The sequence below is a fragment of the Streptomyces sp. NPDC032472 genome (assembly GCF_040636955.1).
Taxonomy (GTDB): Bacteria; Actinomycetota; Actinomycetes; order Streptomycetales; family Streptomycetaceae; genus Streptomyces.
The window spans coordinates 37,966-52,362 of sequence record NZ_JBEZVK010000022.1 but is presented as its reverse complement, the minus strand read 5'-3'; the positions used below and the strand labels follow the sequence as shown (position 1 = coordinate 52,362).

Annotated in this window: 11 protein-coding genes; 6 read left to right on the top strand and 5 right to left on the bottom strand. The window is 74.8% G+C overall.

The annotated features are described in order from the left end of the window. Positions 1-20 precede the first annotated feature (20 nt). From AB0F11_RS17245 to AB0F11_RS17230, 4 genes are all read right to left on the bottom strand, one after another. Complete coding sequence (locus AB0F11_RS17245; RefSeq protein ID WP_362173822.1) at positions 21-1,289, bottom strand: aminotransferase class V-fold PLP-dependent enzyme; 1,269 nt, start codon at positions 1,287-1,289, stop codon at positions 21-23. After that, on the bottom strand, positions 1,282-2,601 hold the full coding sequence (locus AB0F11_RS17240; RefSeq protein ID WP_362173819.1) for a pyridoxal-phosphate dependent enzyme: 1,320 nt from the start codon (positions 2,599-2,601) through the stop codon (positions 1,282-1,284). Before AB0F11_RS17240 ends, AB0F11_RS17245 begins: the two co-directional genes overlap by 8 nt. A 3-nt stretch (positions 2,602-2,604) precedes the next feature. After that, positions 2,605-4,131, bottom strand: coding sequence for a Y4yA family PLP-dependent enzyme (locus AB0F11_RS17235; RefSeq protein WP_362173816.1), 1,527 nt, complete (start codon positions 4,129-4,131; stop codon positions 2,605-2,607). Between the two features lie 196 nt (positions 4,132-4,327). Continuing rightward, complete coding sequence (locus tag AB0F11_RS17230) at positions 4,328-4,963, bottom strand: GNAT family N-acetyltransferase (RefSeq protein ID WP_362173813.1); 636 nt, start codon at positions 4,961-4,963, stop codon at positions 4,328-4,330. A 238-nt stretch (positions 4,964-5,201) separates the two neighbouring features. Between AB0F11_RS17230 and recQ the strand changes: the two genes are divergently transcribed. Continuing rightward, positions 5,202-7,151 (top strand): DNA helicase RecQ, encoded by a 1,950-nt coding sequence (recQ, locus tag AB0F11_RS17225; RefSeq protein ID WP_362173811.1) that lies wholly within the window; start codon positions 5,202-5,204, stop codon positions 7,149-7,151. Positions 7,152-7,376: 225 nt separating this feature from the next. On the opposite strand, the gene AB0F11_RS17220 is transcribed toward recQ, so the two are convergent. Further along, positions 7,377-8,279: a hypothetical protein gene (locus tag AB0F11_RS17220; RefSeq protein ID WP_362173808.1), complete on the bottom strand. Its 903-nt coding sequence runs from the start codon at positions 8,277-8,279 to the stop codon at positions 7,377-7,379. A 145-nt stretch (positions 8,280-8,424) separates the two neighbouring features. Here AB0F11_RS17220 and AB0F11_RS17215 point away from each other — a divergent pair, with 145 nt between their 5' ends. The 5 genes from AB0F11_RS17215 (at position 8,425) to AB0F11_RS17195 (ending at position 14,396) form a co-directional block, all read left to right on the top strand. Beyond that, entirely contained in the window at positions 8,425-9,018 is a 594-nt protein-coding gene (locus AB0F11_RS17215; protein ID WP_362173805.1) for a DUF4255 domain-containing protein, read from the top strand. A 26-nt stretch (positions 9,019-9,044) separates the two neighbouring features. Beyond that, positions 9,045-9,953, top strand: coding sequence for a hypothetical protein (locus tag AB0F11_RS17210; protein WP_362173802.1), 909 nt, complete (start codon positions 9,045-9,047; stop codon positions 9,951-9,953). Positions 9,954-9,987: 34 nt separating this feature from the next. After that, entirely contained in the window at positions 9,988-11,862 is a 1,875-nt protein-coding gene (locus tag AB0F11_RS17205; RefSeq protein ID WP_362173799.1) for a phage tail sheath subtilisin-like domain-containing protein, read from the top strand. A gap of 30 nt (positions 11,863-11,892) precedes the next feature. Further along, positions 11,893-12,348, top strand: a complete 456-nt coding sequence (locus AB0F11_RS17200) for a phage tail protein (RefSeq protein ID WP_362173796.1) — start codon at positions 11,893-11,895, stop codon at positions 12,346-12,348. Between the two features lie 74 nt (positions 12,349-12,422). Next, positions 12,423-14,396, top strand: a complete 1,974-nt coding sequence (locus AB0F11_RS17195) for a phage tail sheath C-terminal domain-containing protein (protein ID WP_362173793.1) — start codon at positions 12,423-12,425, stop codon at positions 14,394-14,396. Position 14,397 lies beyond the last annotated feature (1 nt).

Sequence of the window (14,397 nt, the reverse complement as noted above, 5' to 3'; positions counted from 1 at the left end):
GCTGCCGCTCATACTGAAAATCATTGCAGTGTGGCGAGGGCGGCGAGCAACTTCTCCATCTCTTCGAGTGTGTTGTAGACGTGCAGGCTGACGCGGACCGAGCCGCCCTCCGGCCCCGGCCCCGCCTGGCAGTGGTCGTCGCAGCGCACCATGAACCCGTGGCTGAACAGGATGAACCCCAGATCCTGCGAGCCGATCCCGCGGTGGCGGAACGTGACGATGCTGCCCCGGCGCTGCACGGCGGTGTCCGCCGCCAGGCTGGTGCGGCAGCCCAGCACCTCGTACGCCGGCAGCCGGCTCAGCCCGTCCGTCAGCACCGACGCCAGGGCCGCAGTCCAGCGGCCGATCCGCTCGGTCCCGGCGGCGTCCAGCCAGTCCAGTGCCGCTGCCAGGCTCACGATGCCGGCCGTGTTCGGGGTGCCCTGCCAGCCGCCGGGCACGAAGGACGGGCCGCGCTCGCCACGGGCCCAGACGGCGCCCGTTCCCGGCAGGGCGAGCGCCTTGTGCCCGGAGAAGACCAGGAGGTCCACGTCCAGCCCGGCCAGGGAAACCGGCTGGTGGCCGACGCTCTGCGCCGCGTCCAGGCAGATCACCGGATCCGGGCCGACCGCCTCCCGGATCCGGTGCACGTTCATGTCGGCCCCGTACACGTGGTGGACGTGCGTGGCGGCCACGAACCGCAGGCGCGGGCCGGCCGACGCCGCCAGCTCGGCCAGCGCCGCCGGATCGTAGTCCCCGGACCCCTCCTGGCAGGGCAGCGCCCGTACGGCGATCCGCACGCCCTGCCGGGCCAGCAGGTCCCGGGTCTCCAGCCACGGATCGAGGTTGGCGCGGTGGTCGCCGAACGGGACCACGATCTCGTCCCCGTCGGCGAGCAGCCCCGGCAGCCAGTCCCGGGCGACGGTCCGCAGCCCCTCCGAGGTGCCGCCGGTGAAGTGCACCGACGAGCGCCGCGGGGCCGGGTCGCCCAGGAAGGCCTTGACCCGTTCCCGGGCGGCCTCCACGCGGGCGGTCGTGTGGTTGGCCCACGGGTAGGAGCCGCGCCCGGCGTTGGCGTTGGCGGTGGTCAGGTACGCGGCCACCGCGTCCAGGACCGGCTGCGGCTTCTGCGCGGTGGCCGCACTGTCCAGGTAGGCCGCCGGCGGCCCGGAGCCGTCCCCGGAGCCCCTCCCGTGGCCGTCCTGCCCCCCCGCCAGGATCGGGAACTGCGCGCGCAGCGGCCGCTGCCAGCCGTCGAGCGCGGCCAGCTCCCCGCGCGGATCGGGCGTCGCGGCGGCCACGTCAGTCACGCACCAGCGGGGCCCCGGCGTCCCGCCAGGCGATGATGCCGCCCGCGAGGCTCCGTACGTCAGGATGGCCCATCCGGGTGAGCAGCGCCGCGTACCGCAGGGACTTCTCCCCGACCGGGCAGGCCAGCAGCACCGGCCGGCTCGCACTGAACGGCATCCCGCCCCGCACCAGCTCCGCGAACAGCTCGTCCACGATGTTGACCGAGCCGTCGATGTGCAGCGCGCCGTACGCGAACGGGCCGCGCAGGTCCACCACCAGCGGGCGCCCGCTCTCGACCCAGGGGCGCGCCTCGGCCACCTCCACGGACCGTACGGCGGCCAGTTCGGCGGCGGTGACGTGCTCGACCGCGTTGCGCACGGGCGGGCGGCCCAGCAGCTCGGGCCGGCGCCGGCGGACGTAGCCCATGTAGCTCTCGGCCCGGTCGCACACCAGGAACACCGCGGTCCGGCGCTCCGTCAGCCCGGCGTCGAGGGCCCTCAGGTGGCGGACCGCGCCGTGGTACGCGGCCCCGCCGGTCGGCCCCGACAGCAGGGCGCAGCGGCGCAGCAGCACCAGCATGCCGTCGAGCGCCTCGTCCGAGTCCACCGTCTCCAGGGCGTCGTACACCACCGGGTCGAACAGGCCCACCTCCTGCACCTCGTCGGCGGTGCGTATCCCGGGGATGAAGTCCGACTTGGCGCCGACCAGGCCGACCACCCGCACCGCGGGGTCGTGGGCGCGCAGGGCGCGGGCGACCCCGGTGGAGGAGCCGGCGGTGCCCACGCAGGCGATGAAGAAGTCCGGGGCGCGGCCGTCCAGGTCGGCGATGATCTCGGGGCCGGTGCCCTGCGCGTGCGCCTCGGCGTTCAGCGGGTTGAAGTACTGGTCGGTGTGCAGGTGGGCGCTGCCCGGCCGGGTCAGCTCCCGGTGGAAGACGGTCAGCGGATCGGAGGTGTCGGTCGGGTCCAGGCACTCGCTCTGCCCGGGCAGTTCCTCGATCTGCGCGCCGAGCAGGAGCAGCAGGTCCTTGATCTCGGGGACCCGCATCCGGTTGGTGACGCTCTTGAACGGCAGCCCGTACAGGCCCGCGAGCAGGGCCAGGGCCTTGGCCGTGTTGCCGCTGGACAGCTCCACCACGGTCTCGCCGCGGGCCGCCGCCCCGGCCAGCCGGCCGCGGACCATGTTCCAGGCGGCGCGGTCCTTGAGCGAGCCGAAGGGGTTGAGCATCTCCAGCTTGGCGTACAGGTCGATGTTGCGCAGGCCGTGCACATCCGGATCGATGCGCACCAGCGGGGTGTTGCCGATGGCCTCGGTGATGCTGTCGTACCGCAACTGTCATCCCCCCGTTTCGGTGACCGGCCAGTACTCCTCGTCCAGGCACCAGCGCCAGGCTCCGCCCTCCTCTCGCGCCGCCCTGACGGCGACCTTGCGGGCCGGCGGCTGCCGCTGGGCCCTGGTGGCGGTGAAGTCCATGCAGTACCCGGCCGTGTTGGGGAAGGCCAGCAGGTCGCCGGGGCGCGGCAGACGGGGCAGGAACACGGTCCGGCGGGTGATCAGGTCGGCCTCCAGGCAGAGGCTGCCCATGAGGTGCACGCCGACGGTGCCCCGGTCGCCGGCAGCGCTGCCGTTCCCGCCGCCGGACGTGTCTGCGGAGGCGTCTGCGGAGGCGTCTGCGGACACGTCGTCACGGCCGACGAGGACCGGGTCGACCAGCACGCCGTGGTCCTCCAGGCCGACGTCGCCGGCGTTCAGCGCGAGCCGCACGCGCGGCGGGCCCTCGGCGTCGGTCCGCACCTCCAGCACCCGGCCCAGGGTCAGCCCGCACTGGTCCACCAGGGCGCGGCCGGGCTCCGCGTACAGATCGCACAGGCTCTCCAGCAGCAGGGTGCCCAGGGGGCGGCCCAGCGCGGGTGCAGGGCGGGAGAGCAACTCGTCGAGGTACGCGGGCCCGGCGGCCGGCCGGTACGCGGGGTACAGGGCGAGCGCGCCCCTGAGGGTGCCGTGCTCCACCCGCAGTCCGTAGCCGTGGCCGCCCCAGGTCAGCGGTGCGCGGCGGCCGAGCGCGGCCTCGGTGAGGGCGGTGGTGTAGCGCTCCCACTGGGCGGCGTGGGCCAGGTAGCTGACGCCGAAGCCGCCGCCGACGTCGACGGCCCGTGGCGTGAAGCCGCGCAACCTCAGCTCCTCCACGGCCCGCAGGCAGCCCTCCAGGGCGGTGGCCTTCTCGTCGGTGCTCGTGGTGTCGAGGTGGTACCCGACCCCGACCGGCTCCACGGCGTCGCGCAGGGTGTCGAGCAGGTCGAGCAGCGGGCCGAGGGCCTTGACGGCGGTGCCGAAGCGGCTGCTGCGGGAGAGCGTGCGCGGGCCCGTGGTCTCGAACCCGGACAGCCGCAGCAGGACGCGGAGGCGGGGCAGCCCGTACGAGCGCACCAGCCGCGCGGCCCGTTCGAGCTCTCCCGGCCCGTCGGCGTTCACAGTCGCTCCGGTGCGCGCGGCCAGCCACAGGAACGCGGGGTCCTTCGGGCCCGTCGCCATGATCCGGTCGGGGGTGAACCCGGCCCCGAGGGCGTGCTGCAGCTCCTGCAGCGAGGCGGCGTCCAGTCCGGAGCCGGTGTGGGCGGCCAAGTGCCGGACCAGGGCGCTGGAGCCGGTGGCCTTGTGCGCGAAGAAGATCCGCCCGGAGAGGTGGTGGCGGCGCAGGACGGCCTCGAAGCCGGCCGTGTTGTGCTCGGTCTCCGAGGGCAGGACGACGCCCAGCGGCGAGCCGAGTGCCTCCACGAGGCCGTGCAGGAACGGCCCGGAGCGCAGCAGGGACGCCGGGCCCGTGGTGAGCCGCGGCTCCAGGTACAAAGGGGCGTCGCTCATCCCGGCCGTTCCGTCCCTCCCCGACGGCGCCGTGGGCGGACCGGGGGCCCGTGGCCCCGCGGTGCCGTGGTCCCGCGGTGCGTGGCCCTGCAGTGCTCGCCCTGCGCGATCGATCATTCGTCCGGCTCGGGCCATCATCGCTCCGTTCGGGCGGCAGCTGAAGGGTGCGTGGGAGCACGGGGGGCGGATGGCCGGATCACGACGGTGGTCGGGGAAGGTTCAGAGGGTTCGGAGTTCGGAGGGTTCGGAGGGTTCGGAGGGCGAGGCTCATCAGGACGTCGTCCCGGTCGTCGCCGGGAGCCACCCGCAGCGCACCCGGCCACCGGCCGACCTCCTCCCAGCCCAGCCGCCGGTAGAAGTCCTCCAGCCCGCAGCCGGACCGGGCGCTGAGCTGGAGCCGCTCCAGGCCCATCTCGTCCCGGGCGATCCCGGCCACGCCCGTCATGAGGGCCGTGCCGATGCGGCGGCCGCGGAAGCGCGGGTGGGTCTGGACGTGGTTGACCACGCCGCAGTGGGCGATCAGCGGATGCGGATCGTGGTGCAGGACCAGCCAACCGGCGATGGTCCCGCCGGAGCGGGCCACGAGCAGCCGGGACCGGACCGGGTCCAGCCCGCGTACGAGCCGCTCCACCACCGGCGCCACGTCCGCCGGGCCCACGGGCGGCATGGGCAGTCCGGGGGCGATCACCGCGCCGCCGGCGTTGACCACGGCCGCCCAGCAGTCGGTCAGCTGCGCTGCGAGCCAGGGCGGCACGCTGTCCGGGCGGGTCAGCTGCACGAGCTGCACCGGCTGCGGAAGACCCGGGGCCGCGGGAGGCGGGGACGACGGCATGCCCCCCAGGGTCTCAGGAGCCGGCCGCGCCGGGGGAGGACTGCGGGCGCCCCCGTGCGCCCTTGGCCGGAAAGCAGCCCGGGTGGTGAGCGGGGCTGCGGGGGAGGCCGGGGGGGAGGCGAGGGGTGACGAGGAGCGGCGAGGCCCGGTCCCGCGCCGGAAGCAGGCACTCCGCGACGGCCGGGGGGTTGTCCACAGGCGGGCCCGGGGTGTCGCAGGAGGTCGGTAGGCTTCCCGCATGACCCTTTCGGACGCGTCCCCGCGCACCCACGATGCCCTGGAGGTGCTGCACCGCGTCTTCGGGTACGACTCCTTCCGCGGTGAGCAGCAGCAGATCATCGAGCACGTCGCGGGCGGCGGCGATGCGCTGGTGCTGATGCCGACCGGCGGCGGCAAGTCGCTCTGCTACCAGATCCCCGCACTGGTCAGAGGCGGCACCGGCGTCGTGGTCTCGCCGCTGATCGCGCTCATGCAGGACCAGGTGGACGCGCTCACCGCCCTCGGCGTGCGGGCCGGGTTCCTGAACTCCACCCAGGGCTTCGACGAGCGGCGCACCGTCGAGCAGCTCTTCCTCGCCGGCGAGCTGGACCTGCTCTACCTGGCCCCCGAGCGGCTGCGCACGGAGGGCACGCAGCGCCTCCTCGACCAGGGCGAGGTGTCGCTGTTCGCGATCGACGAGGCGCACTGCGTCGCCCAGTGGGGCCACGACTTCCGGCCCGACTACCTCGCCCTGTCGATGCTGCACGAGCGCTGGCCCAAGGTCCCGCGGATCGCCCTGACGGCGACGGCCACCCCGGCGACGCACGCCGAGATCGCCTCCCGGCTCGGGCTCGGCGAGGCCCGGCACTTCGTCGCCAGCTTCGACCGGCCGAACATCCAGTACCGGATCGCCGCCAAGAACAACCCGCAGAAGCAGCTGCTGGAGCTGATCCGCGCCGAGCACGAGGGGGACGCGGGCGTCGTCTACTGCCTCTCGCGGGCCTCCGTGGAGAAGACCGCCGCCTTCCTGGTGGAGCAGGGCATCGACGCGGTGGCCTACCACGCGGGCATGGACGCGGCCACGCGCGCCGCGAACCAGGCCCGCTTCCTGCGGGAGGACGGGATCGTGGTCGTCGCCACGATCGCGTTCGGCATGGGCATCGACAAGCCGGACGTACGGTTCGTGGCCCACCTGGACCTGCCGAAGTCGGTCGAGGGCTACTACCAGGAGACCGGCCGCGCCGGCCGCGACGGCGAGCCGGCCACCGCCTGGCTGGCCTACGGGCTCCAGGACGTGGTGCAGCAGCGCAAGCTGATCGAGGGCTCCGAGGGCGACGAGACCCACCGCCGCTCCCAGAGCGCCCACCTCGACGCGATGCTCGCGCTGTGCGAGACCGTCGAGTGTCGGCGGGTGCGGCTGCTGGCGTACTTCGGCCAGGAGTCCGGGCCCTGCGGCAACTGCGACACCTGCCTGACCCCGGCCGAGTCCTGGGACGGCACGGTCGCCGCGCAGAAACTGCTGTCCGCGGTGTGGCGGCTGGCGCGGGAGCGGCGCCAGAAGTTCGGCGCCGGCCAGATCATCGACATCCTGCAGGGCAAGAAGACGGCCAAGGTCATCCAGTTCGACCACGACCAGCTGTCCGTGTTCGGGGTCGGGGCCGACCTGGGCACCGCCGAGTGGCGCGGGGTCGTACGGCAGCTGCTGGCGCTGGGGCTGCTCGCGGTCGAGGGCGAGTACGGGACGCTGGTGCTGACCGAGGCCAGCGGGGAGGTGCTCGGCGGCCGCCGGAGCGTGCTGCTGCGCAAGGAGAAGGCGCCGGCCCAGCCGCGCAAGGAGTCCGGCGCGCGGTCCGGCTCCGGGAAGGGCGGCCGGGTGCCGGTGGACCTGCCGGCGGCTGCCGTGCCGGTGTTCGAGGCGCTGCGGGCCTGGCGGGCCGCGACGGCCCGGGAGCAGGGGGTGCCGGCGTACGTCGTGTTCCACGACGCCACGCTGCGGGAGATCGCGACGCGGCTGCCGGGGTCGGTGGAGGAGCTGTCCGGCGTCAACGGGGTCGGCGAGGCGAAGCTGGCCAAGTACGGCGAGGGGATCCTGGAGGCCCTGGCCGACACCGGGGCCGCGGCCGCCCCGTCGGACCCGCACCCGCACGAGGAGGAACCGCCCCCGCCCCCGGAGGACGACCTCGACCCCCCGTGGGACGACTGGGACTAACGGCCCCGCCCGGCCCGATCCCGGGCCCCGCCCGGCCCCGCGCCTCAATCGCCGGCGGGGCCGGGTTTCCTGGGGCTCCGCCCCAGACCCCGCGCCTCGAACCCCGGCGAGGCTGGATCGTTCGAAGCCGGGGTCGGCACCATTCAGCCTCGCCGGCGTTTGAGGCGCGGGGCCCGGCGGAGCCGGGTTTTCCCGGTCCCGGGGTCGGCGGCCCGGTGCGCCGGGCTAGGCCTCGGCAGGGGCGGCCTCCTCCTCCGGGGAGTCGGCGTCGGCCAGACCGGCCTGGTCCGGGCACGGCGGGCACAGGCGGGTGTACTCCGCCATCACCTCCTCCACCGTTTCCTTCTGCTTGCGTTCGCACGCCCCGCGCCGGGTCTCCTCCTGGCAGGCGCGCTCGGCCCGCGCACCCTCCAGCACCGCAATGGCCTGCCAGCCCTTCAGCACGCACAGCAGCGCCTTGCACAGGCAGTCCACGAACTCCGACACCGTCGAGAAGCCCCGCCACGCCTCCCGGATCCTCCGCAACAGCACCAGCAGGCGCGCGTAGAGCCGTACGACGTCCTGCCCGAGCACCGGATCACACACGTCCGCCAACAGCTGCGCCGCGTCCGCCTTGATCTTCGCCGCGCGCTCCGGCAGTGCCGTCAACTCGCCCACCAGCGCCGTGAAGCACGCCGCCGCGTGCAGCGTGTCCGTCGTGTAGTGGGCGATGCGGGCCGAGAGCGTCGCGACGGTGTCGTCCGGGCCGACCGCGTCGGAGAAGTCGCAGCCGCAGTCCTCCACGCAGCAGCCCCGACCGCCCGCGCACCGCCGGATCTCCTCGAAGACCCGGTCCACCGCCTGCTCCAGGCAGTGCCGCTGCTCGTGCGTGACCCGGCAGCGGATCTGCTCGCGGACCTTGCCGAGGGTGGCGCCCGCCTCGTCCAGGTCCGTCTTCGCGGCCAGCCGGGCCTTGGTGTAGCCGGTCCGGGCGCCGTTGAACCGCTCCTGGAACTCCCGCAGCTGCGGCAGGTGTTCCTGCGTGACCTCGGCCCGGCGCTGGATTCCCGTGGCGATGCACGCCAGTTCGTCGATGGCGCCGGCGTCGCAGCCGCCGCCGGCCGGCTGGGTGTGGAGGGTGCTGCTCATGTTCGGCTCTCCTGGTCGATGCGGGCAGGCGCACCGAGTGTGGGCCGGGCGGTGTCACCGGCCCGTCGCCACCTCCGCCGCACCCGCCGACCCCTCAGAGCCCGCCGCAACGGCCCCGTGACGCGGCGGGCCGCAGCATCGCCGCATGGCTGGATACCGGGCACTCGCCGCCGTCGGGCGCAGCGTCGTCGCGCTGCTCAACCGGCGTTTCGCCGAGGAGATCCCCACGGGCCGCCGCCCCGAGGCCGTGCTCGCCGGGCCGGTGGACTTCGACAAGGTCGACACCCCCGGCTCCGTGATCCGCAACCCGGCCGTCTCCGTGTACTGCTACCGCCTCAGCGTCGACCGGGAGACGCGGCCCGCGCTCGCGGCGATGGCCGCCCGGGACGGGCTGCCGCGGCTGCCGCTGCGCATGCACCTGATGATCGCCGCCTGGGACCGGTTCGTGGAGGCCGAGCTCGAATGGCTGGGCCTGGTCGCCCGCGTGCTGGAGAGCGAGGCCCTGCTCACCGGGCCGCTGCTGCACCCCAGCGGGGACTGGCTGCCCGGCGATTCGGTGCAGGTCGTCCCCGACGAGCTGGCCATGGACTCCATGAGCGAGGCCTTCCAGGCGATGACCACCGACTACCGGCTCTGCCTGCCGTACGTCGCCCGCGTCGTCCGCATCGACGGCCCGGCCGGGCCGGCCCAGGCCGAGGTCACCACGGTCGCCGCCGGACCTGCGGGGCGGCTGCCGTGAGCGGGGGCGGGGACGGAGATGCGGGCTTGGGCGTGGGCGGGGGCGGGGACGGAAATGCGGGCCTGGGCGTGGGCGGGGACGTGGACGGGGGCCCGGACGTACTGCACCGCCTCGCCCTGGCCGTGCGCCCGCTCGACGCCCGTACCCGGGCCCCGGCCGGGCCGGGGCTGCGCGTCGGCTGGGAGAGCGGCCCCGTACCGGGCCGTCGGCAGCGCACGTCGCCCGACGGCCTCGTCCACCCGTTCGAGGGCCGCGGCGCCGACGGGTTCGTCCTGCGGTACCCGTACACCGGCGGCCCGCCCGCCACCCTCACCCTCCGCATCGACGATCCCGCCCGCCGCTGGCTCCCGCGCCGCTTCCGGGTGCCGTTGTGGACCCGGGCCGAGCTCGCCGGGGCCGATGCCCGGCCGCCCACCGCCACGCACGTCCGCGCCGACGCCCGGCTGCTGCTGCCCTGGCTGCTGCCCGGCCCCGCCTACCCGGTGCCGCAGGGCACGACCGGCCTCCGCTTCCGCGTCGCGTACGCCGCCGGCCCCGCCGACAGCAGCCCCGTGCGGTGGCCGCGCGTGGACGCCTTCGGGCCCGGCGGAGTCCCGCTCGGCTGGGCCCACGGCGACGAGCACGGCCAGGTGCTGCTGCTGATCGACGCGGTCGGCGTGCTGCCCTCGCCGGTGCCCTCCCGCCTCGACATCGCCCTGCGGACGCACGCCCCGGACCCGGATCCGCACCCGACGACCCCGGGTGCGCTGCCGGACCTGCCCACCGAGCCCGTCGACCGCAGCACCTCCCCGCCCCGCCCGCAGGACCTCGACAACGCGGTGCTGCGCGGAACCACCCGGCCCGCCGGATACCGCACCGGCGCCGCCGACACCGTCCGCACCCTCACCGTCGGCCAGGTGGTCCCCGCCCCCGACCTGATCCACACCACCGCCTGACCCGCCCGACCCGTGTGACCGAGGAGACCCGTACATGCCCGAGTACCTGACCCCCGGCGTCTACGTCGAGGAGACCAGCTTCCGCTCCCGGTCCATCGAAGGCGTGCCGACCAGCACGTTCGGCATGGCGGGGCGCACCGAGTACGGACCCGTGCCGTACACCCTGCCGAACGGCGGCCCCTCCGTCCTGCCCGGCCCCACCCTGGTGACCGGCTTCACCGAGTACGAGCGGGCCTTCGGCGGGCTCAGGATCGGTGGCGAGGACTGCCAACTCGCCCTCGCCGCCCGCGCCTTCTTCGCCAACGGCGGGCGCCGGCTCTACGTCTCCCGGGTCTTCCCCTTCACCCGTACCGGCACCGGCGCCGACGACCCCATCGACGTCCCCCGCAACTTCGCCTCCGTCTCCCTGCCCGCCGGGCCCCGCCCGCTGCTGCGTTGGTGGGCCCGCTGGCCCGGCTCCGCCGGGGCCCGGATCAGCGTCGCGGTGACCTTCCGGCGCGGCAAGAACATCGTCGTCACGGGCGCCGACAACCAGCCGCGCCTCACCGGGGTCCAGGAGGGCGCCGCCGTGGAGACCGCCGCGATGAACGGCGGGCAGCCGCCCGTCCTCGGCGACGCCACCGCGCCGGTGCCGGGCAGGGTCCGCGTCGTGGTCCGCCGAGCCGACGGCGTCCTCGGCTACCGCACCGAGCAGGGCGGCTTCGCTGCCGTGCCGGCCGGCGAGGCGGCCTTCCACCTCACGCTCGCCGTCACCGTACGCCTCGACGACCGCGTCGACGTCTACAACGAGCTCGAACTCGACGATCTGCACCCGCGCTCCGTCGGCAACGTCCTCCAGGCCGCCGACCCGGCCGACGAGTTCTCCCTCGTCCGGCTGGAGACCGTACCGCCCGCGGCCGGGCCCGCCCCCACCCCGGGCGCGCTTCTGGCCGAGCTGCTCGCGCCCGGGCCGGCCGGCCTCCACCTCGACGGAGGCGGCGACGGACGGGAGTTGGCCCCGCAGGACCTGGCCGGCAAGGAGGCCAACCCGGACAGCCTCACCGATCCCGCCCTCGGGCTGGGCGCGCTCGCCGAGATCGACGACATCGCCATCGTCGCAACCCCGGACACCGTCACCCTCCGGACCGAGTACCAGAAGTCGGCCGTGGACCACCTGATCGGCCACTGCGAAAGGCTCCGCTACCGGATCGCGATCGTCGACCCGCCCCGCGACAGCTCCATCTCCGAAGTGCGCCGCTTCCGCGCCCAGTTCGACACCAAGTACGCCGCCCTCTACTACCCCTGGGTCAAGATCACCGACCCCGGCCGGCGCCCCGAACCCGGCGCCCCGCCACCCGTCCTGGAGGTGCCGCCGTCGGGCTACGTCGCCGGCATCTACGCCCGCAGCGACACCGAGCGCGGCGTGCACAAGGCCCCCGCCAACGAAGTCCTCCTAGGAGTCAGTGACTTCACCGCCAACGTCACCTACGACCGGCAGTCCGTCCTCAACCCTGAGGGCATCAACGCCCTGCGCTTCTTCGAGGGCCGCGCCCGGCGCGTGTGGGGCGCCCGCACGATGAGCTCCGACCCGGAGTGGAAGTACGTCAACGTCCGCAGGCTCTTCATCTACCTGGAGCACTCCATCGAGAAGTCCACCCAGTGGGCGGTCTTCGAACCGAACAACGAGCGGCTGTGGGCCTCGATCCGGCAGACCGTCGAGGACTTCCTCTTCGCCACCTGGCGCACCGGCGCCCTGCTCGGCACCAAGCCGGAGGAGGCCTTCTTCGTGCGCTGCGACCGCACCACCATGACCCAGAACGACCTGGACAACGGGCGGCTGATCTGCCTGATCGGCGTCGCGCCCACCTATCCCGCCGAGTTCGTCGTGTTCCGCATCGGCCAGTTCACGGCCGACGCGCAGCGCAGCTGACCCGCGCCCCAGAACGGGAGACACCGCCCCATGGCCACGCGCAACAACCCCTACGGCGCCTTCAACTTCCTGGTCAAGCTCGGCGACACCGGCGGCGAGGACCAGATCGCGGGCGGCTTCTCCGACTTCACCGGAGCCGCCAACGAGGTGAGGTTCTCCGAGTACCGCAACGGCAACGACCGCGAGAACCACGTCCGCAAGATCGCCAACACCAACACCACCAACGACGTCACGCTGAAACGCGGCATCATCGGCGACCTGCGCCTGTTCAACTGGATCAAGGCCGTCCGGGAAGGCGCCCAGGACGCCCGCACCGTCACCGTCACCTTGCACGACGAGGGGCGCACCGCCGTCTGCGCCTGGGTCCTGCACGCCGCCCAGCCCAAGAAGTGGGTCGGCCCCACCCTCAGCGGCAAGGGCGGCGGCGAGGTCGCCATGGAGGAACTCCACCTCGTCGCCGAACGCATCGACTTCCGAACCCTGTGAGCGGGCCCGGACTGCGGCTCGGGGCGCCCGGGGTGTATCGCGATGCCCGGCGGCCTGCGCCCGGCTTCGCACCGGTGCGGCTGGACGTTGCCGGGTTCGTCGGTGTGGCGCCGCGCGGGCCGGTCGACGCGCCGGTGCCCGTCGACCGGTGGTCGGACTACGTGCGGTACTTCGGCGGGTTCGAGGGGCCTGGGCTGCTGCCGTATGCGGTACGGGCCTTCTTCGCCCAGGGCGGGGTACGGGCCCACGTCCTGCGGGTGGCGCCGCTGCCCCGCGCCCCGCACCCCGACGCCGAGCAGGCCTGCGCCCTGCACCGGGTCGCGCTGGCCCGCGCCGGGGCCGGGGGCGCGGTGCCGTACGAGGTCGGGCTGCGCGCCCGGGACGAGGGCAGTTGGGGCGGCCGGCTCGCCGTGCGGTGGGACTTCGCCGCCGCCGGGCGGTTCGAGGGCGCGGTGCGCGGGCGGGAGCTGGTCCTGCCGGAGGGGCGGATCCCGCCGGCCGGCTCGGTGCTGCGGATCCGGGGCGCGGGGCTGCCGCCCGCCGGGGGCTTCTTCCGGATCGCCGCACTCGTGGAGCGGGCGGAGGGTGAGCCTGCCGGGTTCGGGGCGCGTGTTCGGATCGCGGTGCTGGATCGGCCGCCGTACGCCGGCGCGGGGCCTGCCGCCCCGGGCGGGCCGGCGCCGGTCGTGGAGGCCGAGGTGGTCACCGCCGCGGTCACCGTCTCCGACGCCGATACCGCGAGCCCCCGAGGCGAGCGGTTCGCCGGGCTCGGTCTGTGTCGCGGCCACCCCCGGGCGGCCGACGTCGTTCTGGCCGCCGAGTCGCTCCTCGTCGCCCCCGACGGGGTCTGGCCCGAGGTCCTCCTGCCGCCCGACCTCTTCCTCACCTCCGCCCTCTCCCGTCCCGTCCGCCCCGGCACCGACCGCTACGCCGGCATCGGCGCCGACAGCTTCCTCGGCCCCCTCCCGGTCGAGCTGCTGCCCGCCGGCGGCTGCGACGACACCGGCGACGCCGGTGACGCCGGTGCGGACGTTGCCAACGGCGTCGTCGGCGTGGACCGGATGGCGCTCGTCCCCGAGGTCGCGCTGCTGTCCGTACCCGACCTGCTGTGGCAGTACGGGGACAGCACGCCCACCACCGAGACGCCGCCGCGGCCCCTCACCGGCCGTTTCGCGCCCTGCCCGCCGCCCGCCGCCCCCACCGTCCTGCACCCGGCCCGGCCGCGCGCCCTGCTCCTCGACTCCACCGCCCAACTGCCCGAGATCCTGCGCCGCCAGCAGCGGCTCGTCGCCCTGGCCGAGCACCGGCGCCGGTTCGTCGCCCTCCTCGACGTACCGCCCGGGCTGCCCGTGCGCGCCGTCGCCCGCTGGCGCGCCGCCCTCGACAGCAGCCACGCCGCCGCCTACCACCCGTGGCTCGGCGTGGTCGACCCTGCGGATCCCGACCCGGCCCGGCGCGCCGTCCTCGTGCCGCCGTCCGGCTTCGCGGCCGGCATCACCGCCGAACGCGAACGGCGCCTCGGCCTGCCCTGGGGCCCCGCCAACGCCCTCGCAGCCGACGCCGTGACCGCCGCGCAGCGGCTCGGCGACGCCGACTGCGACGAGCTGCACCTGCTCGGCGTCAACGTCTTCCGCGCCGAGCGCGACGGCTACCGCCTCGCCTCCGCCCGCACCCTCTCCCACGAACCCGACCTGCGCCAGCTCAGCGTGCGGCGGCTGATGACGATGCTCCGGCTCACCCTCCACCGGCAGGCGCAGCCGCTGGTCTTCGAACCCCACACGCCGCAGCTGCGCGACGAACTGCGCAGCGCCCTCGTGCAGTTGCTGCGTGCCCTGTACCGGGCGGGGGCCTTCGCCGGGGACACCGAGGACGAGGCCTTCTTCGTACGCTGCGACGAGCACCTCAACCCGGTCCGCTCGCAGGGGCTGGGGCGGCTGGTCGCCGAGGTCGGGGTGGCGCCCGCACAGCCGCTGGAGTACCTCGTGCTGCGGATCGCGCAGTACGGCGACGGAACCGACGGCGGCATCACCGCCGTTGAGCTGAGGTGAG